This is a genomic window from Myxococcus sp. CA023, assembly GCF_010998615.1.
GTDB lineage: Bacteria > Myxococcota > Myxococcia > Myxococcales > Myxococcaceae > Myxococcus.
On the sequence record NZ_JAAEAH010000070.1, the window covers coordinates 28,995 to 52,140 of the forward strand.

Genomic DNA, 23,146 nt, shown 5'->3' on the forward strand with positions numbered 1-23,146 from the left:
CGCTCAGACCACCTGCTGCGGTTGGGACACTTCGGCCGCGGCGCCCTCGCGTCCGCAGGGACGGCGGAAGACACACCGCGCGCAGGACGTCAGCGACTCCGTGGGCGGAAACGCGGACGCGTCCAGCGGCGTGTTGGTGGCCGGGTCCTTCAGCAGCGAGCGCATCTTCGCCACGCTCTGCTCGAAATGCCGGTGGAAGGAGGCCATGGCCTCCGGGTCCACCATGACGTCCTGCTCCTTGCCCTCGTTGAGGTACACGAGCGAGGCGCGCACCTTCTCCACCGGGAAGCGGTAGCGCTGGGCCACGTAGAGCGCGTAACCGAGCACCTGCTCGTCGTACCCGTCACGCGACTTGCCCGTCTTCCAGTCCACCACCACCGGCGTGCCGTCCGCGTCCACGAAGGCCAGGTCGGGAATCGCGAAGACCTTGAGGCCGTCCATCGTGAAGTGGGCGAAGTCGAAGCCCGCGTCCACCTCCAGCCACTGCTCGGGCTTGAGGCTGTGCGCCAGGTCCTTCCAGCGCGAGGAGAAGAACCACGACAGCGCGGAGCGCACCGTCTCCCAGTTCTGCTTCCACGCCTCGTCCGGCACGGCTTCGGCGTACTCGTGCTCCACCAAGCCGGTGAACTGCTTGCGGTACTTCTGCGACCAGTAGTTCTTCGAGCGCGAGTGCCGGAAGTCGTCCTGCATCAGCTTGCGCGTGCGAGCCTCCACCGCCGCCGGGTCCACCTCGCGGCCCGCGCGCCAGTCCAACAGCACGTCCTTGATGCTCTCGTGCACCACGCTGCCGGCCCACGTGTAGCGGTTGCCCAGCTTCTTCAGCACGTAGAGCTCGCGTACGTCCTTGGGCGCGCTCGCCTCCCAGCCGCCCCAGGAGCGGTAGTAGTAGAGGTAGTACGCGCGAAGGCACTCGGAGAACTTCTCGTGGCGGCTCTTGGACCAGGAGAAGTCGTTGCTGAGAGGGGGGCGCCGCATGAAGGCGCGCATCCTAGGCGTTCGCCCGCTCCACCAGAAGGGGAACAGGCGGGGAAACAGGCCCCCGCTGGTCGCTGAAAGACAGTCCCCCCAGGCAACCGGGAAGGTATGGTGCGCGCTGGCATGAAGACCCAACCCTTCAAGGGCCGGGTGGTCCTCATCACGGGGGCTTCCGGAGGCATTGGCAGGGCGGCCGCGAGGGCCTACGCGGCCGCGGGCGCGGATGTCGTCCTGGCCGCGCGCCGGCTTCCCGAGCTCGAGGACGCGGCCCGTGAAGTGGCGTCACTGGGCGTGAGGGCACTGCCGGTGCGGTGCGACGTCACGGTGGGCGACGACGTGACGCGGCTGGTGCGCGAGACGGACGCCGCCTTCGGTGGGCTGGATGTGCTCGTCAACAACGCGGGCCAAGGTCTCTACGGACCGCTGGAGGGCGTTGGGGAGGAGCAACTCCGGCAGGTCTTCGAGCTGAACGTCTTCAGTCTGTGGCGGATGACGCGCGAGGCACTGCCGCTGTTGCGCAAGCGGCGTGGCGCTCAGGTGGTCAACGTCAGCTCCGTGCTGGGCCACCGGGGACTGCCGCTGCTGGGCGGTTACTGCGCGTCCAAGGCCGCGGTGAATGCGATGACGGAGTCGCTGCGCGCGGAACTGGCCACCGAGGGCATCCGGGTGCTGCTCGTGTCGCCCGGCTTCACCGAAAGCGACTTCCGGGAGAACCGCCTTCATGCGGAGGGCTGGCGACAGGACGCCATTCCGCTGAAGGCCATGTCCGCGGAAGAAGTCGCCGACGCAATGGTTCGTGCGAGCCGGAGTGGACGGCGCGACACCGTGCTCACGCTGCCCGGCCGGGTGATGGTGGTGGCCAACCGGTGGGTGCCTTCCCTGTTCGACCGTGTCGCCCGCCGCATGGCGCTTGCTTCGAAGAAGAAGGACGCATGAGTTCCCCATCCAAGGTAGCCCCCGCACGGAAGCCCCGCGCCGGGCGCCCCCCTTCCGCGCCGCTCGCGGCCACTGTCTCACCCGCGCAGGCGCACTTGGCCAGCGTGCGTGGGCCGCTGCTGGACTGGTACGACCGGAACAAGCGCGACCTGCCCTGGCGCCGCACCCGGGACCCGTATGCCATCTGGCTGAGCGAAGTCATGCTCCAGCAGACCCAGGTGTCGACGGTGATTCCCTACTGGGAGCGGTTCCTCGCGCGATTTCCCACGGCGCGCGCGTTGGCCTCGGCGCCGCTGGATGACGTGCTCGCGGGCTGGAAGGGCCTGGGCTACTACAGCCGTGCCCGCAACCTGCACCGCGCCGCACAGGAAGTCGTCGCGCGCTTCGGCGGCTCCCTGCCGTCCACCGCCGCGGAGCTGCTCGAACTGCCCGGCTTCGGCCGCTACACCGCAGGCGCGGTAGCCTCCATCGCATTTGGCGAAGAAGCGCCGCTGGTGGACGGCAACGTCGCGCGCGTCTTCTCTCGCATCTTCGAGGTCGAAGGCCTTCCAGGAGACCGCCAGCGAGAGGCCACACTGTGGGCACTCGCCACCGCGCTGGTGAAGGGCGAGCAGCCCGGTGACTTCAACCAGGCCCTCATGGAGCACGGCGCAACCACGTGCCGGCCAGAGAACCCGCTTTGCCTGCTGTGCCCCGTGCGCGGAGCCTGTGTCGCCTTCCGCAAGGGCCGCGTGGACGAGCTGCCCCCCGCCAAGGTGCGCGCCACGCCCAAGAAGCTGACGCTGGCCGTCGCCGTGTGGCCCCATGCCGGCACCCTTCTCTTCGCCCGCCGCGCGGACGCCGGGCTCTTCGGAGGCCTGTGGGAGCTGCCGGCCGCCGAAATCGCCGACGACGCACCGGACAGCGAAGCCCGTGCCCGGCTCTCCGCCGCGCTGGGCGTCGACGTGACCCTGGAAGGCGCGCTGGGCACCGTGAAGCGGCAGCTCACCCACCGAGACCTCTCGCTTCGGCTGCTGCGTGTCTCCGGCCCTCGCCGACCCGCGAGCACGCCCGCCTTCCAGGAGCTTCGCTGGTGTTCCCCTGATGACGCGGGGAACCTCGGCATGAGCACCGCGATGCAGCGAGCGCTCGACACCGCGCTGGGAGCGGGCGTGCTACCAGGCGGCTGAAGTCCTCCACGCCGACCCCGCACACGCCGCCTGTCCGTCGCTCGACACAGAGGCAGTCCTCCTGTCGCACTGACGACCCCGGCCCCCGCATGCCGGTTTCTTTCAGCATCGACGCGCCCCAATCTCCGCGGACTCTTTCCACCGGAGGAATCCGAGCATGGCACGCCACACCGCCAACAAGCAGACGGGGCCGTCTTCGAGCAAGCCGCCTGCCCCCTCGGCCCAAACCAGGCCTCGGGCTCCGGAGTCGCGCCCCGGCCCCACCAACGAGAAGATTGCCCGCCGGGCCTACGAAATCTTCCTGGCCCGAGGCGGTACACACGGCAGCTCCGAGCAGGACTGGTTCCAGGCCGAGCGCGAGCTTCGGCTCGGGCGTCAGTGACAGCCCGCGCTCACTCGGGCGCGCCGTCGCCAAGGTCAGGACGGAAGCGCACCGGGGGAGCGTCCGAGGCGTGCGCGGAGGCACGTGGGCCGTAGTAACGCCGCAGCCAGCGGCTGAGCCCGTCGAAGCCAGGGAAGAGCACGCGCTCGGTGATGTTGCTCTGGTCCAGTTTGTCTCGCACCTCCCACTTGAGCGCGGCGGGGATGATGAGCTTGCGCACGCCATCCACCTGGGCTTCGAGAAAGCTGTCCAGGCGAAGCTCGGGCCCGTTCATCACCGAGAAGAGCGCGAACTGATTCACGATGCGGGCGTCCAGCGACGGTGGCTCCAGGAAGAGCACGAACGGGTGCTTCGCGAGGTGGTCGAAGGTCGAAAGGTCCGACGCCGTCGTGGCCAGCATCTCCCCCGTGAAGACATCCGCGCCTTCTCGCTGGAGCAGCGTCTTCAACCGCCTGGGAAGGTGACGATTCGTCTGGCGGTAGTCCACACACCACACCACGCCGTCCTCTCCATACCGCTCCGGGTTCTCGGTGAGGAAATGGAGCGCCACATAGGGGCTGAAGGTCCAATCCAGCATCCGCGTGGGCAGCCCATGATGCTGGGCCAGGGCGAGCCAGTCCCAGACTGACTCCACGGGCTGCGGGCTGTAACTCCGCGCGTACTTACGGAAGGCCCTCAGCAGGTCCTTCTCCTTGCGCACGAACAGGCCCTTGCGATTGAGCGCCGTGGACAGGTCATTGGTCACCTGGGGCATGCCACGGAAGACAAAGGTGGACCGGTGACGCCCCAACACCTCGCTCCACGACCCGGCGAAGAGCGCGTCCTGCAGCTCCAACCATGTCCCGATACGCTGTTCCAACATGGCCCAGAACCCCCGCGACACAATAAGCATCGCGGAGGGACGGGCCCGCCCGGGGCCGTGGCCGCTCAGTGGGGATTCACGGTGTCAACGGAGGGACGCTCGGCGGAGAGCGCGCTCCGGAGCCGCCGCTGCGCCACCTTGAGTTCCTCCAGGATGCGCTCCGCGTCGATGACCGAACGCATCGCCAGCCCGCAGGCGGGCGTCAGCACCACCGTGGACACCACCTGCGCGAAGGTGAAGCCGGCGGGCAGCGCCGCCTTCAGCGTGGCCTCCACCGAGTCCACCAGCTCTCCCACCTCGTAGGTGGACGCCAGGTCCGTGGGGATGATGCCCAGGCTCAGCGTCGCGCCCGCGGCGAGGAAACGCTCCAGCGCGGCCCCCGCCTCCACCATCGCGTCCAGTGACAGCCGCACGTCCAGGGAGAGCAGGTCCGGCTGGACGTCCAGCAGCGCGGCCCAGTCCGTGTTGCCGCAGCAGTGCAGCCCCACCAGCGCGCCTTCGCGCTGCAAGGCCACCACCAGCAGCTTCAGCTCCTGCATGGCAATCAGGTGCCGGGGATTCGTGCGCTGGAGCGCGTAGAGCCCAGGCTCATCCAGATAGAACAGCGGCGTGGTGCCCGCGCGGCGCAGCGCCTTCACCATGGCCAGTGAGCGCGCCAGGGACAGCCGGTACATCGCTTCATCCAGGCCCGGCACCTCCAGCGCGGGCTGTCCGTCGGTGGTGCGCGCCACCGAGCGCACCGTGAAGGGACCCGCGAGCTGCGCCTTCGCGAAGGCCAACTTCCGCGTCTCCACTTCCCACAGGAAGGGCCGCCACGCCCGGCACGCCTCGGGTGAGGGCTCGAAGGCCTCGAACTGGCCGGACTGGAACGCCGCCTCCAGCCGCGCCTCGAAGGCAGCGCGCCCCGCCTGCCAGTCCGCGAGGTCCACCGTACACAGGCCTTCCTCATCAAAAGCCAGGCCCGGCAGCCCCTCCAGGGCCGCGGGAATCATCAACTCCGAGGGCTTGCCCACTGGCAACTGAGGCAGGAACGGAATGTCCAGGGCCAGCGCGGCCTGGAGCCCCAGCTCCACTTGCGTGTGCGGCAGGCTCCCGATTCCGGTGGTGGCACAGGCAGGCAGCAACTGGACGGCTCGGCGGATGTTCGGCGCGCTCATGGCGCGGACTCTATCCCCTCCCCGGCCTTCCGGTGTGGCTGCCCATCCCCGATGCGCCGGGTTCCCGACCTTCCCGTCCGGCAACAACGTTCCACCCGAGAACCGGGAAGCACCCCGGCGGACAAGGGAGGGAGCATTCATGAACAGGCGCTGTAGATGGGGGACGGGCACCCTGGCGGCGGCATTGCTCGCCAGTCCCGCCGTCGCGGAGACGCCCCGCGCCGTCAAGGCGCAGCCCGCCCCGGGCTTCGGGGCCTCCGGCCTGACGGTGCGCAGCGGCGTGACGACCTGGTCGGGCAACGTGGGTAGGGAGACAGGCGTGGGCGCGTTCCTGGCCCTGCTGGGGGAAGTCCCCATTGCCTCCGGCGTGGGCCTCGAGCTGGGCTACGAGGGCTCCGCCAACGGCTACGCGGAGCCCCGGCGCGGCACGCTGTGGCGGCACAACGGCGGCCTGCTGGCCAAGGTGGGCCCCACGCTCTTCTCGCAGTGGAAGCCCTTCGTCGGCGCGGGCGCGGGTGTCAGCTACTTCCACCCCACGCCCATGGACGTGGGCACCGCCTTCGAGAAGGGCTGGGGCGCGGAGGTGCCACTCGCCGCCGGGCTCGAGTACCGGTACAGCGGCGTCACCGCCGGCCTGCGCGCCACCTACCGCGTGCTCGTGGCGCGCGACTTCGCCCCAACCAGCGCGGACGTCGGAAACCTCTTCAGCGCCGACCTCAGCCTGGGCGCGCGCTTCTGAGCCGTCACCTCACGTCACGGAGAAGTACGACGCCTGCGGATGGTGGAAGACGATGGCGGACACCGAGGCCTCCGGCTCCATCATGGAGCCGTCCGTGAGCTGCACGCCGATGTCCTCCGGCCGCAGCGCCGCGAACAGCTTCGACTGGTCCTCCAGCCGGGGACAGGCCGGGTAGCCGAAGGAGTAGCGCTTGCCCACGTACTCCGCGCGGAAGCGCTCCAGCATCGTCATGTCCTGCCGGTCCGGCGTGCCCCACATGCTGCGCAGCTGCGTGTGCAGCAGCTCCGCGTAGCCCTCCGCCGTCTCCAGCGCCAGCGCCTGCACCGCGTGCATCTTCAGGAACTCGCCCTTCGCCTTCAGCTCCTCGGACAGCTCGCGGATGCCGGAGCCCGCGGTGACGACGAACATGGCCACGTTGTCTGTCGGCGCGCCGCCCTCCAGCGGGCGCAGGTAGTCCGCCAGGCACAGGCCGCCTTCGCGGTCCTGGCGCGGGAAGTCGAAGGACGCGGCCTCCTTGCCGGACGCGCCGTCGAAGAGCACCACCCGGTTGCCGTCACTGCCCGCCTTGTAGAACTGGAAAACCGCGCGCGCCTGCATGAGGCCGCCGCGCAGGAAGCCCTTCAGCTCCTCCACGGCCTCCTTGAGGGCCAGCGCCTTGCGCCCCTCCTCCGTCTTCGCCAGCTCCGCCTCGGCCGGCGTGCCCAGGACACGCGCTGAAGAGCGCAGGCCCAGGTGCCGCCCGTACAGCATCACCGGGTTGATGAACTTCCAGATGTGGTCCAGCGGCGTGTTGGTCAGCACGTGCCGCTCCCAGTCCGGCGCGGACGGCACGCTGTCCAGCACCTTCACCTCGGCGCTGCGCCCGCGTGACACCACCGCCACCGGGGCCGGCCGCTCCTTCACCTCGCGCGCCAGCTTCTCCCGGCGGACGGCCAGCTCGCCGCGCAACTTCTCGTGCGAGGACGGGTCGACAATCTGCTTGGCCAGCTCAAGCCCGTTCATCGCGTCCTGCGCGTAGGCCACCGTGCCGGCGCCATAGGCCGGGGCGATGTTGCGGTCCACGAAGTTGCGGCTGAGCGCGGCGCCGCCCACCAGAATCGGCACGTCCACGCCCGCCCGCTTCAGGTCCTCCGCGGTGGCCACCATCTGGTGCGCGCTCTTCACCAGCAGGCCCGACAGTCCCAGGATGTCCGGCTGGTGCTCGCGCACGGCCTGCACCAGCTGCTCGGGGGGCACCTTGATGCCCAGGTTCACGATGTGGAAGCCGTTGTTGGCCAGGATGATTTCCACCAGGTTCTTCCCGATGTCGTGCACGTCGCCCTTCACCGTGGCGAGCACCACCTTGCCGCGCATGGCCGCCTGGGCCTTGCTCATGTGCGGCTCCAGGAAGCTCACCGCCGCCTTCATGGACTCGGCGCTCTGGAGCACCTCCGCGACAATCAACTCGTTGGCGCCGAAGAGGCGGCCCACCTCGTCCATGCCCTTCATCAGCGGGCCGTTGATGATTTCCAGCGGCGTGTACTTCTGCATGGCCGCTTCCAGGTCCGCGGTGAGGCCGTCACGCGTGCCCTCGATGATGTAGCGCTGGAGCCGCTCCTCCAGTGGCAGCGTGCTCACCTGGACCCGCGCGGCCTTGCGCTCACGGAAGGCCGCCGCGAAGGGCGTCACCGGGTCCGCGCCGCGGTTGTAGAGCAGGTCCTCCGACAGCTTGCGCTCTTCCTCGGGGAGCGACGGGTAGCGCTCCAGCTTCTCCGAGTTGACCAGCGCCATGTCCAGGCCCGCCTGGACGTTGTGGTACAGGAAGACGGAGTTGAGCACCTCGCGGCCCGCGGCGGGCAAACCGAAGGACACGTTGGAGATGCCCAGCACCGTCTTGCTGCGCGGGAGGCGCTGCTTGATGAGGCGCACGCCTTCAATCGTCTCCACGCCGCTGCCGATGTACTGCGCGTCCCCCGTGGCACAGGGGAACACGAGCGGGTCGAAGTACAGGTCCTCCGGCTTCATGCCGTACTTCTTCGTCAGCAGCTCGTACGAGCGCTCCGCCACCTCCAGCTTGCGCTGGCGCGTGACGGCCATGCCCACCTCGTCGATGCAGCCCACCACCAGGGCCGCGCCGAAGCGGCGCGCCAGCGGCACCACCTTCTCGAAGCGCTCCTCGCCGTCCTCCAGGTTGACCGAATTGATGATGGCCTTGCCCTGGCTGTAGGTGAGCGCCATCTCGATGACGCGCTCGTCGGTGGAGTCAATCATCAAGGGCACGCGCACCTTCTTGATGACCGCCTCCAGGAAGTTGCGCATGTCCTCGAGTTCGTCGCGGTCCGGGTTGGCCAGGCAGATGTCGATGACCTGCGCGCCCCGCTTCACCTGCGCGCGCGCAATCTCCGACGCGTCGTCGAACTGGCCGGCGACGATGAGCTCCTTGAACTTCTTGCTGCCGATGACGTTGGTGCGCTCGCCCACGATGAGGGGGCGCTGCTCGTCCGTCACCTCCAGGTAGTCCACGCCCGACAGCGAGGCCCGGGGACGCGGCGAGCCCGCGCGCGGCTTCAGCCCCTGCACCGCCTTGGCCATCGTCTCGATGTGCCCCGCGTGCGTGCCACAGCACCCCCCCACCACGTTGAGCCAGCCCTGCTCACAGAAGCGCCGCACGGAGCGCGCCAGCATCTCCGGCGTCTCCAGGTAGTTGCCGTTCTCGTCCGGCAGGCCCGCGTTGGGCACACACGACACGGGGAACGCGCTCATCGACGCCAGCGAGCGCAGGTGGTCCGTCATGAAGTCCGGACCCGTGGCGCAGTTGAGGCCCAGGTACAGCAGGTCCGCGTGCTCCAGCGACGCGGCCAGGCTCTCCACGCTCTGCCCGGCCAGCATGGTGCCCATGGGCTCAATCGTGCCGGACACCGCCACCGGCAGCGCGTAGCCCAGCTTCTGGAACGCGCGCTCGGCGCCCAGCAGCGCCGCCTTCACGTTGCGGGTGTCCTGCGCCGTCTCAATCAGCAGGTAGTCCGAGCCCCCCAGCGCGAGCCCTTCGGCCTGCACCGCGAAGTTGTCCACCAACTCCTCGAAGGTAACGCCGCCGGTGACGCTGATGGCCTTGGTGGTGGGGCCAATGGAGCCCGCCACCCAGCGCATGCGGCCGTCCTTCGCCTCGGCGGCGGCGGCGGCGTTGCGCGCCAGCCGGGCGGAGACCTCGTTGATTTCGAGCGCCTTGTGGCCCAGGCCGAACTCCGCCAGCACCAGCGGCGTGCCGCCGAAGCTGTCCGTCTCCGTCACGTCCGCGCCGGCCGCGAAGTAGCGCGCATGGATGGACTCCACCAGCTCCGGGCGCGTGAGGACGAGGTGCTCGTTGCACCCCTCGTACTCCGGGCCGCCGAAGTCCGCCGCCTTGAGGTCCTCGTTCTGGAGCAGCGTGCCCATGGCGCCATCCAGCACCAGCACGCGCTCACGCATCGCGGCGCGCAGGGCCTCCACGCGACGGCCGTTCTCACCAGGAGGCAGCGGGAGGGCAGTGGGGACAGGGCTCGTCATGACGGTTTGACTCCAGTCAGCAGGAAGACACGAAAGGGGCTGGCCCCGTCCCGGGCGTGCGTCTCCCGGGTCAGGGACGTGAAGCCGGCCTCGCGCAGCGCGGCTTCGAGGGATTCAGGCGCGAAGCCCAGGTGCCGGTGGCCCAGCCGTTCCAGCACCCAGCGCTCCTCGTGCGGCATCAACTCCAACAGCACCAGCCGGCCGCCCGGCTTGAGCAGGCGGGCGGACTCGGCCAGCACCGACTGCGGCTCCTCCACGTGGTGGAGGCTCTGCGAAATCACCACCAGGTCCAGGCTGCCGGACGCGAGCGACAGCCGGTGCAGGTCCTCGCGGAGGAAGCGGATGTTCTCCAGGCCCTCGCGGCCCGCCCGCTCCCGCGCCTGTTCCAGCGCGTCCGCGTTCTGGTCAATGGCCCAGACGCGCCGCGCCCAGCGGGCAATGGCCACGCTCAGCACGCCGGTGCCGCAGCCGAAGTCGGCCACCTCCAGCGGCGGCAGCAACGACGCCAGTGCGCCTGCCCACAGGAACCACGACTGCCCCGGCTCCAGCAGCCGCTCGTTGAGGGCCTGCCGGTCCTCGCGCGCCCGCAGCAAATCCTTCAGCCGCGCCGAGTCCCCCGCCGCGTCCTCCGCCTGCCGCGCCATCTGGATGAGTGGCCAGCGTCCGTCCGCCTGCTCGAGGGCCAGCGAGTAGTAGCTGTAGCCCGCATGGCGCTCCTCGCGCAGCAGGCCCAGTCCCTTCAGCTTCCCCAGGTGGTGAGACACAGAGGACTGCGCCACGCCCACCAGGGACACCAGTTCCGTCACGTTCAACGGGGCCTCGGCCACCAACCGGAGGATGCGCAGCCGCGTCGGGTCTCCGAGCACCCGGAATGACTGGGAGAGCTCTTCCATATCGCCGCATCAACATATGTCGATGCCGAGCCCAAGGCCAGCATTCTCTAGACGCGACGCGTTGCCTGTGCCCCGCCAGTCGCGTACAGGGCGAAGCATGGCGACTCCCACCCACACCCCGACCCTTCACGAGCTGCTCGCCGGCAAGCGTTTCGGACTCGTCCTCTCCGCTGGATATTTCGGCTTCTACGGTCACGCGGGCTTCCTCAAGGGGCTGGCCGCCGCGGGCCTCAGTCCTCATGCGTACGCGGGCACGTCCGCGGGCGGCATGGTGGCGGCCTACGCCGCCGCGGGCACGCCGGTGCGTGACGTGGAGGAGCTGGTGCTGCGCCAGACGCGCGCCAACTTCTGGGACCCGGACCCCATTGGCGCGGTGCTCAACGCGGACGCGGCGGGGCACGGCCTGACGGGTCTGCTCAAGGGCGAGCGCTTCCGCAAGCTGCTGGATGCCACGCTACCGGTGCGCACCTTCGAGGAGCTGCCACACCCACTGCTGCTGGTGGGCGCCAACCTCACGCTGGGCAGCCACGACGTGTTCACCTCGGGCGAGCTGGCCCCGCGCGTCCACGCGACCTGTGCCTACCCCGGCCTGTTCCGCGCGGTGCCCCTGGAGGGCAGCCTGTACTGGGACGGTGGCCTGGTGGACAAGGCGCCCGCGCTGTCGCTGCACGAGAGCGCCGCGGGCGCGGAGCTGGACGCCATCCTCGTGCACTACCTGCCCAGCAAGACGCGCAAGGTGGTGGGCGGCCCCATGGCATACGCGCAGGGGCTGGCCGCGGGCTCGGCGGCGCTGCGCCAGGACCACTTCCGCCTCCAGCTCACCGTGCTGGAGCAGAAGCAGGTGCCCGTCTACGTCGTCGTCTCCAACCTGCCGCCCGTGTCTCCCACCACCATGGAGCGCGGCTTCGACGCGCTGGACCAGGCGAAGCTGGCCGCCGAGCGCGCCCTGGCGCGGCCTCCGGTGCCCTTCGCGCAGGCGGAGTGGTGAGCCTCAGCGCAGCCACACGATGAGCAGCGCGGGCGTGGCCGCCACGAGCACGCCCGCCCCGAAGGCCAGCAGCACCTGGAGGAAGAAGAGGTCCTCCAGCGTCTCCACCAGCGTCATCTCCACGCGCTCGATGCCCAGCGTCTCCAGGTTCCGCACCGCGGTGGCGGTGTCCGGCGCGGAGACGACGGCGCGCAGCGCCAGCACGCCCAGGACGCGGCGGGACTGCTCCATGAGGAAGCGCTCCACCTCCGCCATGCGAGAGGACGGCGCTTCACCCCGGGCCTGCTCGGCCTGCCGCAGATGCTCGCTCATCGACTCGTTCACGACGCGCGACAACTCCTCGCGCGACAGTGAGCCCGAGCCTTGGAGCCGCCGCGCCACCTGCATCGTGACGGGCTTGAGCACGGCATAGACGCGGGACACCACGCCGCGCTCCCGGGCTTCATCGGCCAGCCGCCCCGACACCGCCTGCAGCATGAACGCGTAGCCACCCGCCACCGACAAGGCCAGCGGCGGCAACACCGCGCTCAGGATGACCAGCCACGTGGGCGCGGGAGGAACGCCCATCCACCGGGGCAGCGCGTAGGTGGCCGCGCCCACGGCGAGCCCCACCAGACCGAAGAGCGCTCCGCCCTTCAGCGCCCCCCAAAGCCCCACGCCCATCAACCGGAAGGCGACCAGCAGCCCCCGCCCCAACGCGCCTGCGACCCGCATCGACCGACGCTCCCAGGACGGAAGACCGCCCTTGTCCCCCGCCGCGGCGAAAAGCCCGGTTCCAGGGTGGAGCCACGATTCCACGAGAGATGTCCCCGCGCCAGTGACGCACCCCGTCGACGCGGGCGCACGTCTCCTCCAACAGGACACGCCGATGTCGGCTTCCGGACGGACGCGGAGGCCGGCTCCCCATCTCACGACAGACCGGAAATGCAAGATGTCCATGTGAACCAGTCCACTGTGCAAGTGGACCCGGGCCACGGCCGTCCCCTCTTCCGATGTGGAGGCTGTCCATGCCGATGTCGTCGCCCCTGTCGATGCGCCCCCTGCGGTACGCGATGCTGTCCCTGTCGGTGCTCGCCTTCGCCCCCACGGCGGTGGCCGCTCCGCCCGCGAAGTCACTGAAGCCGCGCGCGCTTGTCGCCAAGCCCACCGGCCGCGAACTGGCCGCGGACACCTACGTGGAGCGCATCGTGGTGAAGTTCCACGAAGGCAGCCGGGTGCGCCTGCGCGACCAGCAGTTGGTGGCCCTGACGTCGGACCGGGACGCCGCGGAGCGCTCGCTGCTGGCCGGACGTGGGCTGGGCGACGCGCGCCTGGAGGCTGACCTGGGCCATGTGACGTCAGTGCTGGAGCGCGCGCCCCGCATTGGCGCCATTGCCCGCCTGTTCGACGACGCCGAGTCCACGTTGGAGGCGCGCAAGGCCTCCGGGGAGCGGCAGAGCGGTGAGCAGCTGGCGGACCTGAACCTGTACTTCGAAGTCCCCCTGATGCCGGGCACCACGTCCGAGCGCGTGGCCGACCTGGTCGCCGCGCTCAACGGCCTGGACGGTGTCGAGGTGGCCTACGCCGAGCCGCCCCCCGAGCCGGCCATGGTGAACTTCGGCATGGACGCGGCGGTGCGCAGCCTGCTGGCCGCGGCGGACCTCCCACCCGTCACACCGCTCTACGAGAGCAACCAGGGCTACCTCAACGCCGCGCCTGACGGCATCGACGCGAAGTACGCGTGGACGGTCCTTGGCGGCCAGGGGCAGAACGTGAAGGTGGTGGACATCGAGGGCGGGTGGCGCACCACGCACGAGGACATGCCCGACCTCTTCCACATGGGCGGCACCCAGTACACCGACCGGAGCTGGCGCGACCACGGCACGGCGGTGCTGGGTGAAATCGTGGGCGCGCGCAACGCCTATGGCGTGACGGGCATCGCGCACCAGGCCAAGGCGGGCTACGAGTCCATCGGGGCCCAGAGCACGGCGAGCGCCATCACCAAGGCGGCCACGGCCGCGGGTCTGGGTGGCATCGTCCTCATCGAACTGCACGCCCGCGGCCCCTCGGACGGCACGGCGTGCTCGTGCAACACCTCCCAGTGCGACTACATCGCGATGGAGTACTGGCAGGCCAACTACGACGCCATCAAGACGGCCACCGCCAACGGCGTCATCGTCGTGGAAGCGGCGGGCAACGGCAGCGCCGACCTGGATGCGTCCGCGTACGGGAGCGCGTTCAACCGCAACACCCGGGACTCGGGGGCCATCTTCGTGGGTGGCAGTACGGCCACCACGCGCTTGCCCATGTGCTGGACGAACTTCGGCAGCCGCGTGGACGTGCACGGCTGGGGTGAGCGCGTCTACAGCATGGGCTACGGCAACGTGTTCGGCGCCAGCCATGGCGAGGACCAGTTCTACACGTCCAGCTTCAGCGGCACCTCCAGCGCGTCCCCCATCGTGGTGGGCGCCGCCGCCAGCGCGCAGGGCGTGGCCCTGGCCAACGGGCGACGTCTGACCAGCACGCAGATGCGCTCGCTGCTGCGCGCCAACGGCACTCCGCAACCCGCGAACACGCGCCAGATTGGCCCGCTACCGGACCTGGCCAAGGTCCTGCCCAAGGTCATCGCGGGCGACTACTGAGCCGGATTCCCGGCACGCCCCCACCTTCCGCGTCAGGACGGGTGGGGGTGCGTTTCCTGGCGGCGAAGTGACTACCGCTCGCCGTAGCGGCGGTGGTCCACCATCAGGCAGCGGTCCTGCACCACCTGGATGCCCGCCTTCGCCAGCTTCTCCGCCGCGGCGTCGTTGCGGATGCCGGACTGGAACCACACCGCCTTCGGCTTCTTGGCGATGAGCTCGTCCACGTGCCCGTCGATGTCCTGCGGCCGGCGGAAGACGTCCACCAGGTCCAGGTCGCCGGGCACATCCGTCAGCCGCCGGAACACCGGCTTGCCCAGGATGTGCGTCACGTCCGGGTAGTAGACGGGCACGGGCACCACCTCCACGCCCGAGCGCGCCAGGTAGTCCGGCACGTAGTAGGCCGGCTGCCCTGACTGCTGCTCCGTCTTGATGCCCAGCACCGCCACCCGCCGGGCACCCTTCACCACGCGCTCCACACCCGCTTCGTCCTCGATGAGGTTCTGCTCCCAGCTCATCGCGCCTCCTCCTGGAGCCCCTCTGCCCGGGACTCCGTCGTGACAGTCCACGCTTCGCCCGCCACCGTCGCCCGCACCGTGAGTTGGCGGCTCACGGGCATGAAGCGCCCCCGGCCCACCAGCTGTTCTCCCTCGCAAGACACGCCCGGCGTCAGCTCCGGCCGGCCCGCCATCACCCACGCCTCCGACAGCGCGTCCGGCGCATCCTCCGGCACCGCGTCCAGGCAGCGCAGGCCCAGCACCACCGCGTCTCCCAGCGGCGTGTCCCGCGTGCCCTGGACCGTGCGCTCCAGCACGTAGGCCACCTGGCTGTCCCCCACGGGCACCAGGTCCACCACCCAGCTCTGCTGGCCCTCCACGAGGTTGCGCTGGAAGAGGCCGGCGAACTTCACCTCCCACTCACGCCGCGCCCGCGTCTCCAGGGCCTCGGGTTCGAAGAAGCGCTCCAGCGCGCCCGCCTCAGTGCCCGCGGGCGCCACCTGGCGGAGCGCCTCCTGCGCGGCTTCGGGGGCCACCAGCTTCACGAAGGTGCCATCCGCGGCCAGCCACGCCTGCAGCGTGAAGCGCGCCAGCACGTCCGCCACGCCGGTGGGTACCTCCTGACCATTGCGCGTCAGGCGCGAGCGCGGCACCGCCTGCGCCAGCAGCCAGCCCCCTTCGGAGGGCGTGAAGCGCGTCTGCGTGGTCAGCTCCACTTCCTCGCGAAGGGTGTCACCCCGCCGCTCCACCGAACGCACGCTGCGCTGCTTCTCCGTGAGCACGCGGTCCACGGGGGGCTGGAAGTCCAGTCGCACCGACGCCGGCCGCGGCTCCGAAGGCGACACGGAGAGCGGCGCCTTGTGGCTACAGGCGGTGGCGGTCAGTGACAGGAGAAGACTGGACGTCAAGGGGCCGGGACGCATGCGCGGTCGCACGCTGGCAGAAAGCGCCCGCGCCCGCGAGCGCTTCCACCAGGCCTCCCTCCCCCAACGCTCACCGGTTCACGGATGACGCGTCTGGCCGTCCGGTGCGTGCTCCACCCGGTCACGCCCGATGTTGCTGCGGTCCCGGTTCACCCCATCATCGTCGTCCCTCGAGTTCCCCATGGCGGAGCGCCGGGACGCCTCGGAGAGGTCGCGCTGCACGGCCTCGCGGGTGGCGTACTCGTCCCGCGGCAGGTTCTTGAAGAGGTTGATGATGTCGGGCGGGGCGCCCGCGTCGGCGGCCGCGGCCACCAGTTGCTCCCGCTCGACTGGGTACTCTACGGCGTCGAGATGCGGGGTGATGGAGCGCGCTGGATCCTCCGCGAGTCCATAAGCCATCGTGCGTCTGCCTTTCTGCCCGGGCGCCCTGGCCCTGGCCCCGGTGCGTTCGTGTGCAATGACAACGTGGGGATGGCCGGGGCGCGGGACCACCCGGGGCGCCCCCATCCCAGCCCCTGTCCAGCCAGGGGGACAGCCGCCCTGGCCCCTTCCCGGCTAAGGTGTCTTCCCGCGACGCCTTCCTCGCAGGAGTCCCACACCCCATGTCCGCCGCGCCCCTGCTGCTTGCCTGGCTCACGCTCGCCAGTACGCCCGCCGCCCCGCCGCCCGTCCATGATGTCTTCGCCCTGGACGAAGCGGCCTTCGTCGCCCAGGCCCAGACCGACCTCGCGCTGCTGGAGCGCAATGTCCGGGGCCTGCGCGGGCTGCAGGAGGCCGTGAAGCAGTCGCGCGCCGTGTACCTGCAGAAGCAGAGCGTGCCGTACACGCCGGACCAGAAGCAGCTGCTGCTCAGCACCTGGGCGGCCTTCTTCGACTACTTCGTGTCCGTGGAGGTCATCCGCCAGCGCTACTGGGACTTCGTGAAGGTGCCCGCCCACGCGCATCCGAAGAAGCACGCCTGGGGCTTCCTCCTCACCCATGGCGCGCTCACCACGGAGCTGGCCCACGGCCTCACCTACGCGGAGCTCACCCTGGGCAAGAAGCAGCTCGAGGTGCTGCTGGACGAGCCCGCGCCCGAGTACGGCCTGCCCGCGCGCGCCTTCGCCCGGTTCAAGGACAAGGCCATCCACGTCTCCACCAGCACGCAGCTGCTCACGGGGGATGGATACAAGGAACAGCTCCGCCCGCTGCTGGTGAAGGCCGGCGCACTGGACGCCCCGCGCGTGCCCTGGCTGCTGCAGGAGATGAAGCACAACAGCAAGGTGGCGAAGGGGCTGCTCACCCGGCGCGGCGCCACGCTCTTCGCCAAGGCCACGGTGGACCTGACGGCGGACACCGCGCAGCGCGCCTTCTTCCCCGTGCAGCGCGCGGTGGCAGCCTGGATGGGCGACACCCGCGTGCGCCGCGTGGGCCAACCGCTCATCTCCCGCGAGCAGGCCCTGTCCCTGCTGGAGAAGATGGAGCCCGGCGACATCGTGGTGGCCCGGCAGAACTGGTACCTCTCCAACATCGGCCTGCCAGGATTCTGGCCACACGCGGAGCTCTTCATCGGCACGCCCGCTCAGCTTGGCGCGTACTTCGACGAGGACTCGGACGTGAAGGCCTGGGTGGCTACCCTTCCCGGCGCACCGGGCTCGCTCACCCAGCACCTGGCGCGCGCCTTCCCCGCCAAGTGGGCCGAGTACACCGGCAACGACGCGCACGGCGACCCCCTGCGCATCATCGAATCCATCAGCGAAGGCGTGTCCTTCACCGGCATGGAGCACGGCATGCGAGTGGACTACCTGGGCGTCATGCGCCCGCGCCTGTCCCGCTTGGAGAAGGCCCGCGCCATCGTGCGTGCCTTCACCTTCCAGGGCCGCCCGTATGACTTCGACTTCGACTTCTTCTCCGACCGGACGCTCGTGTGCACGGAGCTGGTGTGGAAGTCCTACGCTCCCGCGGGCGACATGACGGGCCTGCGCATCCCCCTGGTCAGCGTGGCTGGCCGCCGCACCCTGCCCGCCAACGAGCTGGTCCGCCTCTTCGACGCGGAATACGGACGCGAGGACCGGCAGCTGGACTTCGTGGCCTTCCTGGATGGCCGGGAGGCGGAAGGCAACGCCAGGGAGGCGGACGCCACCGCTTTCCGTTACAGCTACCGCCGTGCCAAGTGGGACATCGCCCAGGAGTAGACACACGATGACGGAGCAGATGGCCGAAGAGATGCTGCAGCTGTCCACCCAGCTCTTCGAGAAGATGATTTCCCAGCAGCAGGCCAAGGTGCTGCGCCTGGCCCGCGAGGCCGTGCCCAACATCTCCCCGGAGGAGGTGCGCAATTCCCACGATTTCCCGGAACTCAAGGAACATCCTACATTTGAGTTCGAGGATGGAATCCTGTCCGGGCTGATTGCGGCCCAGATTGCCCTGCGGGCGGAAATCAAGGGACGGCTGCCGCTTGAACCTCCAGCATTCTGACGCTCGGCCGCCTGCCTTTGCCGTCTCGGCCCTCGTGGGTTACTGGTTCTCGCCGTGAGCATTCCTTCTGGATTCAGCCCACCGTTGGCGCGGGAGCGTCTGGTGTCGGCCCTGGCCGCGGAGCCCCCGCGGCTGGACCTGGCGGCGCTGGCCATCGCCACGCTGGACAAGCCCCTGCTGGACGCCCCGGGGTGCCTGCACATGCTGGACGTGCTCGCGTGCCGGGTGCAGGTGGAGGCGGAGCGGCTGAGCGAGAAGGGCGAAGTCCTGGCGCCGCTGCGGGCCTTGCGTCACGTGCTGGCGGACATCGAGGGCTTCCGCGGCAACGAGGACGACTACCACTCCCCGGAGAACAGCTTCCTGGACCAGGTGCTGGAACGGAAGCTGGGGCTGCCGATTACGTTGTCCGTCGTCTACCTGGAGGTGGCGCGCCGCGCGGGCATCTCCCTGTACGGCGTCCCCTTCCCCGGCCACTTCCTGGTGGCGCACGACGCGGGGGACCACAAGCTGCTCATGGACCCGTTCCATCAAGGGGACATCCTCACCGAGCACGGCTGCGAGGAGCTGCTCAAGCGCGTGGCGCCGCAGCTCAAGTTCGACCGCAACATGCTGGCGCCCGCGCCGGTGGAGCTCATTACGTACCGGATGCTGTCCAACCTGCGGCGCGTGTACCTGGGCAGAGAGGACTGTGAGCGCGGGCTGGCGGTGGTGGACCTGCTGCTGCTCCTGGCGCCGGACCACCCGGGCGAGCTGCGCACCCGTGCCGCGCTGCTCAGCAACCTGGGGGCCTACCGCGCGGCGCTGAGGGACGTGGAGCGCTGCCTGGAGCTTTCGCCCGAGGCCCCCGACCGCGACCGGCTGGAGATGACGGCCCGCGAGCTGCGGGAGCGCGCCGCGCTGCTCAACTGACAGGAAGGACTTTCACGTGGCTCGAGAGGTGAAGCCCTGGCGCCGGCTGCGGCGAGGGCTGGAGCATGACTTCAGCGTCGCCCGGGTGCGCGAGGACTGGTGGGCGGACCCGCGCACGGGCCACGAACACCCACGCGTGCGCGTCGACTGCGCGGACTGGGTGAACGTCATCGCGGTGACGCCGGACGCGCAGCTCGTGCTGGTGCGGCAGTTCCGCTTCGGCGTCGAGGCATCCACACTGGAGCTCCCTGGTGGAATCGTGGAGCCGGGCGAAGCGCCGGAGCGGGCCGCGGCGCGCGAGCTGGAAGAGGAGACGGGCTACGTGCCGGGCCGCCTGGTGCCGGTGGGCCAGGTGCACCCCAACCCCGCGTTCCAGGGCAACGTGTGCTTCAACTTCCTCGCGCTCGACTGTGTGAAGCGGCACGAGGGGCGGCAGGACGCGGGCGAGGACATCGCCGTGGAGCTGCACCCGCGCGCCGACCTGCCGCGCCTCATCCTGGAAGGACACATCTCCCACTCGCTGGTGGTGGCCGCCTTCTTCCAGGAGCGCCTGCTCAGCGAGTCGAAGTAGGCCCGTGCCTCAGGGACGCGAGCAGCCGCATGCGTCGCCTGTGCCCGCCAACGCACGGGCACCTCGGCTACGGGGGAGGCCTCGCTTCAGCGGGCCTTCTTCGCGCGCGTCCGACGTCGCGGCGCAGCCGCCTCAACCGGCGTGGCCTCCTCCCGCTGCCACGTGCCGGAGCGCCCGCCCGACTTGTGCTCCAACTGCACCGCGTCCAGCACCATGCCGCGGTCCACGCTCTTGCACATGTCATAGACGGTCAGCGCCGCCGCGCAGGCCGCGGTGAGCGCCTCCATCTCCACGCCGGTGCGGTCCACCGTCTTCACCTGCACGCGGACCCGAAGCCCCGCGGCCTCCGGCGCCAGCGTCACCTCCACGCCCGAGAGCGCGATGGGGTGACAGAGCGGAACGAAGTCCGGCGTGCGCTTGGCGGCCATGATGCCGGCGAGCCTCGCCGCGGCCAGCACGTCCCCCTTCTCCACCTTCCCCGCCAGGATGCGCTCGCGCGTGTCGGGCAACATCCGCAGCAGCGCGGTGGCCACGGCCACGCGGCCCGTCTTCGGCTTCTCCCCCACGTCCACCATCTTCATCGGCGCACCCCCTGGGCCACTGCGGCGAGCAGGTCATCCACGATGTCGTCCGGGTCCTCCAACCCCACGGAGACGCGGATGAGATTCTCCCGGATGCCCGCGGCCTCCCGCTCCTCCGGGGTGAACCGGCGCGCGCTGGCGCTGGCCGCGTGCATCACCAGCGTGCACACGTCCCCCAGTGAAGGACCGGGCCGCCCCACCTTCAACGCCTCCAGGAAGCGCATGCTCTCCGGCCGCCCCGCGCCCTTGATTTCAAAGGCCACCATGGGGCCGCCGCCCAGCAGCAGCTCCTGCGCGGTGGCGTGGTCCGGGTGCGAAGCCAGCCCCGGGTAGATGACCCGCTCCAGCAAAGGCGACTCCGCGAGGCGCCGCGCCACATGCGCCGCGTGCTCGACATGCGCCTTCATTCGCACCGGCAGCGTGCGCAGGCCGCGCAGGGTGAGCCACGCCTCGAAGGGCCCCAGCACGTCACCCGCCAGCACCCGCGCGGCGCGCAGTGGCGCCATCCGCTCACGCGAGGCGCTCACCGTGCCGCCCAGCGCGTCGCTGTGCCCGTTGAGCCACTTGCTGGTGGACTGCACCGCGTAGTCCGCGCCCAGCGCCAACGCGCGCTGTCCCACGGGCGACGGGAAGGTGCCATCCACCACGAACGTCGCGCCCACGTCCCGGCAGGCCCGCGCCAGCACGCGCAGGTCGGGCACGCGCAGCAGCGGATTGGAGATGCTCTCCGCCAGCACCATGCGCGGCTTCAGCGCTCGGATGCGCTCGGGCACCTCGGAGGCCGTCATCAGGAACGCGTGCAGCTCCACGCCCAGCGGGGCGCACAGGCTCTTGTACAGAGCGCGCGTGACGCCGTAGCCATCCGCCGGCATCACCAGCGTGTCCCCCGCCCGGAAGCCCTGAGCCTCGAAGACGGAGCGCAGCGCGGCCATGCCGCTGGCATAGGCCACACAGGCCTCGGCGCCTTCCAGCGCGGCCACCGCCTCCTCCAGCAACGTCGTGTTGGGCGCGCTGATTCGGGCGTAGGCATAGTCCTTCCCGTCCAGGGCGCTGTCCAGGTCATCGCTGCTGTCGAACCAGTTCACCGCCGCCGGGTAGATGGGCGGCGACACCGGCACCGCCTTGCTTCCAGCCAGCCGCGTCCCGGCGTGCACCGCCACCGTCTTCTGCTTCGAGCTCATGGGGATTGCTGCGTCCTTCGCGGGAATGGAAAGGCCGGCCCCGGGAAGGGGCCGGCCTGGGAATGCTCAGCGGAGCCGCGCGGGCGGGTGGACTACTCGCCGTGCTCGATGAGCCAGCGCTCCGCGTCGATGGCGGCCATGCAGCCCGTGCCCGCCGCGGTGATGGCCTGGCGGTAGTAGTGGTCCTGCACGTCACCGCAGGCGAACACGCCCTCGATGTTGGTGCGCGTGGAGCCCGGCACCGTCTTGAGGTAGCCGCCCTGGTGCGTCTCCAGCACGCCCTGGAACAGCTCCGTGTTGGGCGTGTGGCCAATGGCCACGAACAGGCCGGTCGCCTTCACCTGCTGGCTGTCACCCGTCTTCAGGTTGCGCACCACCGCGCCATTCATCCCCTTCGCGTCGCCGAGGACCTCCTCCACCGCGGAGTCCCACATGAAGGAGATTTTCGGATTCTGGCGGGCGCGCTCCTGCATCACCTTGGAGGCGCGCAGCGTGTCGCGGCGGTGGATGAGGGTGACGTGATTGACGATTTTCGCCAGGTACGTCGCCTCTTCCATCGCCGTGTCACCGCCGCCCACCACCAGCACGTCCTGCTTCTTGAAGAAGGCACCGTCGCAGGTTGCGCACGCGGAGACGCCGCGGTTCTTGTAGGTGTCCTCGCCCTTGACGCCCAGCCACTTGGCGGTGGCGCCGGTGGAGATGATGACCGTCTCCGAGCGGCAGCTGACGCTCTCCCCCTGGATGAGGAAGGGGCGCTGGGAGAAGTCCACCTTCACCACGTTCTCCATGTGGATGGCGGTGCCAAACCGCTCCGCCTGCTTTTGAAAACGCTCCATCAACTCCGGGCCGGTAATGGCCTCCGGAAAGCCCGGGTAGTTCTCCACGTCGGTGGTCACCATGAGCTGGCCACCCGGCACACGCTGCGGGTGCTCCAGGGTGGGGCCCCCGGCAAACACCACCGGCTGCAGGTTGGCGCGCGCGGCGTAGATGGCCGCGGTGTAGCCCGCGGGCCCCGAGCCGATGATGGTCACCTTGTTGATCTTCTCCTCCACCACGACTCCTCCCAAATCTCGTTGATGGCCCCAAGGTACCAGAGCGCCTCGGGCGCGTGATACGAAGCTGGCCTCATGGATGCCGCCGTCCTCAAGAAGGTTGCGCTGTTCGAGGGTTTGACCCAGGGACAGCTCGCCAAGGTCGCCCAGATTGGCCACTCCCGGACCTACCCGGCGGGCGCCTTTCTGTTCCGTGAGGGGGAAACCGGCCAGGAGATGTTCGTAATCGCCGAGGGCAAGGTCCGCATCTCCAAGTCCGTGCCCGGCATCGGCGAGGAGGCGCTCGCCATCCTGGAGCCCGGCCAGTATTTCGGTGAGATGGCGGTCATCGAGGATTCGCCGCGCTCGGCGGACGCCATCGCCCACGTGAGCTGCTCCGTCTGGGTCATCGAGCGCTCCCGGTTGGACCAGCTGATGTTCACCGACAAGGACCTGGCGTACGTGCTGCTCTGGACCTTCGTCCGCACGCTGAGCGAACGGCTCCGCGAGACGAACGAGAAGATCAAGGGCTTCTTCGCCCTCTCCCGCTTCTGACGGCCCGTCTCAGCGCCCGAGAAGCCAACTGGTGCAGGGATGTCCGTCCGGCATCCGAGCCCCTTCCCACGTGTCGGGACGGGTACGCACCCCACTCCCCAGGTAGCACAAGCAGGCACACGGGTTGCTTTGTCCCCGCCCCGTGGAGGGCGGCGGGATGGAGCAGGCGGCGGCGGGAGCGGCGTGGGCGGGCGAAG

23 protein-coding genes are annotated in these 23,146 nt (G+C 69.9%); 11 read left to right on the forward strand and 12 right to left on the reverse strand.

Translation table 11 applies throughout. The features are described from left to right. Positions 1-3: 3 nt before the first annotated feature. Positions 4-987 (reverse strand): PD-(D/E)XK nuclease family protein, encoded by a 984-nt coding sequence (locus tag F8M74_RS27490; RefSeq protein WP_141257789.1) that lies wholly within the window; start codon positions 985-987, stop codon positions 4-6. 96 nt (positions 988-1,083) lie between these two features. Here F8M74_RS27490 and F8M74_RS27495 point away from each other — a divergent pair, with 96 nt between their 5' ends. The 3 genes from F8M74_RS27495 to F8M74_RS27505 all read left to right on the forward strand — a co-directional run bounded on the left by F8M74_RS27495 (position 1,084) and on the right by F8M74_RS27505 (position 3,462). Continuing rightward, complete coding sequence (locus F8M74_RS27495; RefSeq protein WP_141257790.1) at positions 1,084-1,911, forward strand: SDR family oxidoreductase; 828 nt, start codon at positions 1,084-1,086, stop codon at positions 1,909-1,911. Next, a complete protein-coding gene (gene mutY / locus F8M74_RS27500) occupies positions 1,908-3,080 on the forward strand; it encodes an A/G-specific adenine glycosylase (RefSeq protein ID WP_141257791.1) in 1,173 nt (390 codons plus the stop codon). Before F8M74_RS27495 ends, mutY begins: the two co-directional genes overlap by 4 nt. A gap of 157 nt (positions 3,081-3,237) precedes the next feature. Continuing rightward, positions 3,238-3,462, forward strand: a complete 225-nt coding sequence (locus tag F8M74_RS27505) for a DUF2934 domain-containing protein (protein ID WP_141257792.1) — start codon at positions 3,238-3,240, stop codon at positions 3,460-3,462. Positions 3,463-3,472: 10 nt separating this feature from the next. On the opposite strand, the gene F8M74_RS27510 is transcribed toward F8M74_RS27505, so the two are convergent. After that, complete coding sequence (locus F8M74_RS27510) at positions 3,473-4,324, reverse strand: FRG domain-containing protein (RefSeq protein ID WP_171410486.1); 852 nt, start codon at positions 4,322-4,324, stop codon at positions 3,473-3,475. Between the two features lie 65 nt (positions 4,325-4,389). After that, positions 4,390-5,481, reverse strand: a complete 1,092-nt coding sequence (locus F8M74_RS27515; RefSeq protein WP_141257794.1) for a hypothetical protein — start codon at positions 5,479-5,481, stop codon at positions 4,390-4,392. 139 nt (positions 5,482-5,620) lie between these two features. Here F8M74_RS27515 and F8M74_RS27520 point away from each other — a divergent pair, with 139 nt between their 5' ends. Next, positions 5,621-6,220 carry a hypothetical protein gene (locus tag F8M74_RS27520; RefSeq protein ID WP_228560691.1) on the forward strand — a complete coding sequence of 200 codons (600 nt, stop codon included), beginning with the start codon at positions 5,621-5,623 and terminating at the stop codon, positions 6,218-6,220. A 9-nt stretch (positions 6,221-6,229) separates the two neighbouring features. On the opposite strand, the gene metH is transcribed toward F8M74_RS27520, so the two are convergent. After that, the gene (gene metH, locus F8M74_RS27525; RefSeq protein ID WP_141257796.1) at positions 6,230-9,745 is read right to left on the reverse strand and encodes a methionine synthase; all 3,516 of its coding nucleotides are present in this window, start codon (positions 9,743-9,745) and stop codon (positions 6,230-6,232) included. Further along, positions 9,742-10,638 carry a metalloregulator ArsR/SmtB family transcription factor gene (locus F8M74_RS27530; protein ID WP_141257797.1) on the reverse strand — a complete coding sequence of 299 codons (897 nt, stop codon included), beginning with the start codon at positions 10,636-10,638 and terminating at the stop codon, positions 9,742-9,744. The genes metH and F8M74_RS27530 overlap by 4 nt, the downstream gene beginning before the upstream one ends. Positions 10,639-10,735: 97 nt before the next feature. On the opposite strand from F8M74_RS27530, the gene F8M74_RS27535 reads away from it, so the two are divergent. Next, positions 10,736-11,626 (forward strand): patatin-like phospholipase family protein, encoded by an 891-nt coding sequence (locus F8M74_RS27535; RefSeq protein ID WP_171410487.1) that lies wholly within the window; start codon positions 10,736-10,738, stop codon positions 11,624-11,626. 3 nt (positions 11,627-11,629) lie between these two features. Here F8M74_RS27535 and F8M74_RS27540 read toward each other — a convergent pair whose 3' ends face one another. Next, positions 11,630-12,340 carry a hypothetical protein gene (locus tag F8M74_RS27540; RefSeq protein WP_141257799.1) on the reverse strand — a complete coding sequence of 237 codons (711 nt, stop codon included), beginning with the start codon at positions 12,338-12,340 and terminating at the stop codon, positions 11,630-11,632. A gap of 293 nt (positions 12,341-12,633) precedes the next feature. On the opposite strand from F8M74_RS27540, the gene F8M74_RS27545 reads away from it, so the two are divergent. Next, positions 12,634-14,247 (forward strand): S8 family peptidase, encoded by a 1,614-nt coding sequence (locus F8M74_RS27545; protein ID WP_228560689.1) that lies wholly within the window; start codon positions 12,634-12,636, stop codon positions 14,245-14,247. 71 nt (positions 14,248-14,318) lie between these two features. On the opposite strand, the gene F8M74_RS27550 is transcribed toward F8M74_RS27545, so the two are convergent. The 3 genes from F8M74_RS27550 to F8M74_RS27560 form a co-directional block, all read right to left on the reverse strand. Beyond that, positions 14,319-14,762: a CoA-binding protein gene (locus F8M74_RS27550; RefSeq protein WP_141257801.1), complete on the reverse strand. Its 444-nt coding sequence runs from the start codon at positions 14,760-14,762 to the stop codon at positions 14,319-14,321. After that, on the reverse strand, positions 14,759-15,664 hold the full coding sequence (locus F8M74_RS27555; RefSeq protein WP_141257802.1) for a hypothetical protein: 906 nt from the start codon (positions 15,662-15,664) through the stop codon (positions 14,759-14,761). Before F8M74_RS27555 ends, F8M74_RS27550 begins: the two co-directional genes overlap by 4 nt. Positions 15,665-15,742: 78 nt before the next feature. Then, positions 15,743-16,063, reverse strand: coding sequence for a DUF2795 domain-containing protein (locus F8M74_RS27560; protein WP_171410488.1), 321 nt, complete (start codon positions 16,061-16,063; stop codon positions 15,743-15,745). Between the two features lie 203 nt (positions 16,064-16,266). Between F8M74_RS27560 and F8M74_RS27565 the strand changes: the two genes are divergently transcribed. From F8M74_RS27565 to F8M74_RS27580, 4 genes are all read left to right on the forward strand, one after another. Next, the gene (locus tag F8M74_RS27565; RefSeq protein ID WP_171410489.1) at positions 16,267-17,838 is read left to right on the forward strand and encodes a YiiX/YebB-like N1pC/P60 family cysteine hydrolase; all 1,572 of its coding nucleotides are present in this window, start codon (positions 16,267-16,269) and stop codon (positions 17,836-17,838) included. 7 nt (positions 17,839-17,845) lie between these two features. Continuing rightward, on the forward strand, positions 17,846-18,121 hold the full coding sequence (locus tag F8M74_RS27570; RefSeq protein WP_090491927.1) for a hypothetical protein: 276 nt from the start codon (positions 17,846-17,848) through the stop codon (positions 18,119-18,121). A gap of 84 nt (positions 18,122-18,205) precedes the next feature. Next, complete coding sequence (locus F8M74_RS27575) at positions 18,206-19,030, forward strand: SirB1 family protein (RefSeq protein WP_141257809.1); 825 nt, start codon at positions 18,206-18,208, stop codon at positions 19,028-19,030. Positions 19,031-19,046: 16 nt separating this feature from the next. Beyond that, on the forward strand, positions 19,047-19,601 hold the full coding sequence (locus F8M74_RS27580) for an NUDIX hydrolase (RefSeq protein ID WP_090491926.1): 555 nt from the start codon (positions 19,047-19,049) through the stop codon (positions 19,599-19,601). An 86-nt stretch (positions 19,602-19,687) separates the two neighbouring features. Here F8M74_RS27580 and moaC read toward each other — a convergent pair whose 3' ends face one another. The 3 genes from moaC to trxB all read right to left on the reverse strand — a co-directional run bounded on the left by moaC (position 19,688) and on the right by trxB (position 22,418). Further along, entirely contained in the window at positions 19,688-20,182 is a 495-nt protein-coding gene (gene moaC, locus F8M74_RS27585; RefSeq protein WP_141257805.1) for a cyclic pyranopterin monophosphate synthase MoaC, read from the reverse strand. Next, positions 20,179-21,363 (reverse strand): PLP-dependent aspartate aminotransferase family protein, encoded by a 1,185-nt coding sequence (locus F8M74_RS27590; RefSeq protein WP_141257806.1) that lies wholly within the window; start codon positions 21,361-21,363, stop codon positions 20,179-20,181. Before F8M74_RS27590 ends, moaC begins: the two co-directional genes overlap by 4 nt. A gap of 92 nt (positions 21,364-21,455) precedes the next feature. Then, a complete protein-coding gene (gene trxB / locus F8M74_RS27595; protein WP_141257807.1) occupies positions 21,456-22,418 on the reverse strand; it encodes a thioredoxin-disulfide reductase in 963 nt (320 codons plus the stop codon). Positions 22,419-22,490: 72 nt separating this feature from the next. Here trxB and F8M74_RS27600 point away from each other — a divergent pair, with 72 nt between their 5' ends. Further along, complete coding sequence (locus F8M74_RS27600; RefSeq protein ID WP_011552046.1) at positions 22,491-22,949, forward strand: Crp/Fnr family transcriptional regulator; 459 nt, start codon at positions 22,491-22,493, stop codon at positions 22,947-22,949. Positions 22,950-23,146: the final 197 nt, after the last annotated feature.

What these genes read in the sequence shown, in the direction of transcription:
- F8M74_RS27570 (WP_090491927.1), top strand. Translation starts at nt 17,846, where the DNA reads ATGACGGAGCAGATGGCCGAAGAGATGCTGCAGCTGTCCACCCAGCTC.
- mutY (WP_141257791.1), top strand. Translation starts at nt 1,908, where the DNA reads ATGAGTTCCCCATCCAAGGTAGCCCCCGCACGGAAGCCCCGCGCCGGG.
- F8M74_RS27530 (WP_141257797.1), bottom strand. Translation starts at nt 10,638, where the DNA reads ATGGAAGAGCTCTCCCAGTCATTCCGGGTGCTCGGAGACCCGACGCGG.
- moaC (WP_141257805.1), bottom strand. Translation starts at nt 20,182, where the DNA reads ATGAAGATGGTGGACGTGGGGGAGAAGCCGAAGACGGGCCGCGTGGCC.
- F8M74_RS27590 (WP_141257806.1), bottom strand. Translation starts at nt 21,363, where the DNA reads ATGAGCTCGAAGCAGAAGACGGTGGCGGTGCACGCCGGGACGCGGCTG.
- F8M74_RS27545 (WP_228560689.1), top strand. Translation starts at nt 12,634, where the DNA reads ATGCCGATGTCGTCGCCCCTGTCGATGCGCCCCCTGCGGTACGCGATG.
- F8M74_RS27505 (WP_141257792.1), top strand. Translation starts at nt 3,238, where the DNA reads ATGGCACGCCACACCGCCAACAAGCAGACGGGGCCGTCTTCGAGCAAG.
- F8M74_RS27565 (WP_171410489.1), top strand. Translation starts at nt 16,267, where the DNA reads ATGTCCGCCGCGCCCCTGCTGCTTGCCTGGCTCACGCTCGCCAGTACG.
- F8M74_RS27550 (WP_141257801.1), bottom strand. Translation starts at nt 14,762, where the DNA reads ATGAGCTGGGAGCAGAACCTCATCGAGGACGAAGCGGGTGTGGAGCGC.
- F8M74_RS27495 (WP_141257790.1), top strand. Translation starts at nt 1,084, where the DNA reads ATGGTGCGCGCTGGCATGAAGACCCAACCCTTCAAGGGCCGGGTGGTC.
- F8M74_RS27555 (WP_141257802.1), bottom strand. Translation starts at nt 15,664, where the DNA reads ATGCGTCCCGGCCCCTTGACGTCCAGTCTTCTCCTGTCACTGACCGCC.
- F8M74_RS27535 (WP_171410487.1), top strand. Translation starts at nt 10,736, where the DNA reads ATGGCGACTCCCACCCACACCCCGACCCTTCACGAGCTGCTCGCCGGC.
- F8M74_RS27600 (WP_011552046.1), top strand. Translation starts at nt 22,491, where the DNA reads ATGGATGCCGCCGTCCTCAAGAAGGTTGCGCTGTTCGAGGGTTTGACC.
- metH (WP_141257796.1), bottom strand. Translation starts at nt 9,745, where the DNA reads ATGACGAGCCCTGTCCCCACTGCCCTCCCGCTGCCTCCTGGTGAGAAC.
- F8M74_RS27520 (WP_228560691.1), top strand. Translation starts at nt 5,621, where the DNA reads ATGAACAGGCGCTGTAGATGGGGGACGGGCACCCTGGCGGCGGCATTG.
- F8M74_RS27510 (WP_171410486.1), bottom strand. Translation starts at nt 4,324, where the DNA reads ATGTTGGAACAGCGTATCGGGACATGGTTGGAGCTGCAGGACGCGCTC.
- F8M74_RS27540 (WP_141257799.1), bottom strand. Translation starts at nt 12,340, where the DNA reads ATGCGGGTCGCAGGCGCGTTGGGGCGGGGGCTGCTGGTCGCCTTCCGG.
- F8M74_RS27515 (WP_141257794.1), bottom strand. Translation starts at nt 5,481, where the DNA reads ATGAGCGCGCCGAACATCCGCCGAGCCGTCCAGTTGCTGCCTGCCTGT.
- F8M74_RS27560 (WP_171410488.1), bottom strand. Translation starts at nt 16,063, where the DNA reads ATGGCTTATGGACTCGCGGAGGATCCAGCGCGCTCCATCACCCCGCAT.
- F8M74_RS27490 (WP_141257789.1), bottom strand. Translation starts at nt 987, where the DNA reads ATGCGCGCCTTCATGCGGCGCCCCCCTCTCAGCAACGACTTCTCCTGG.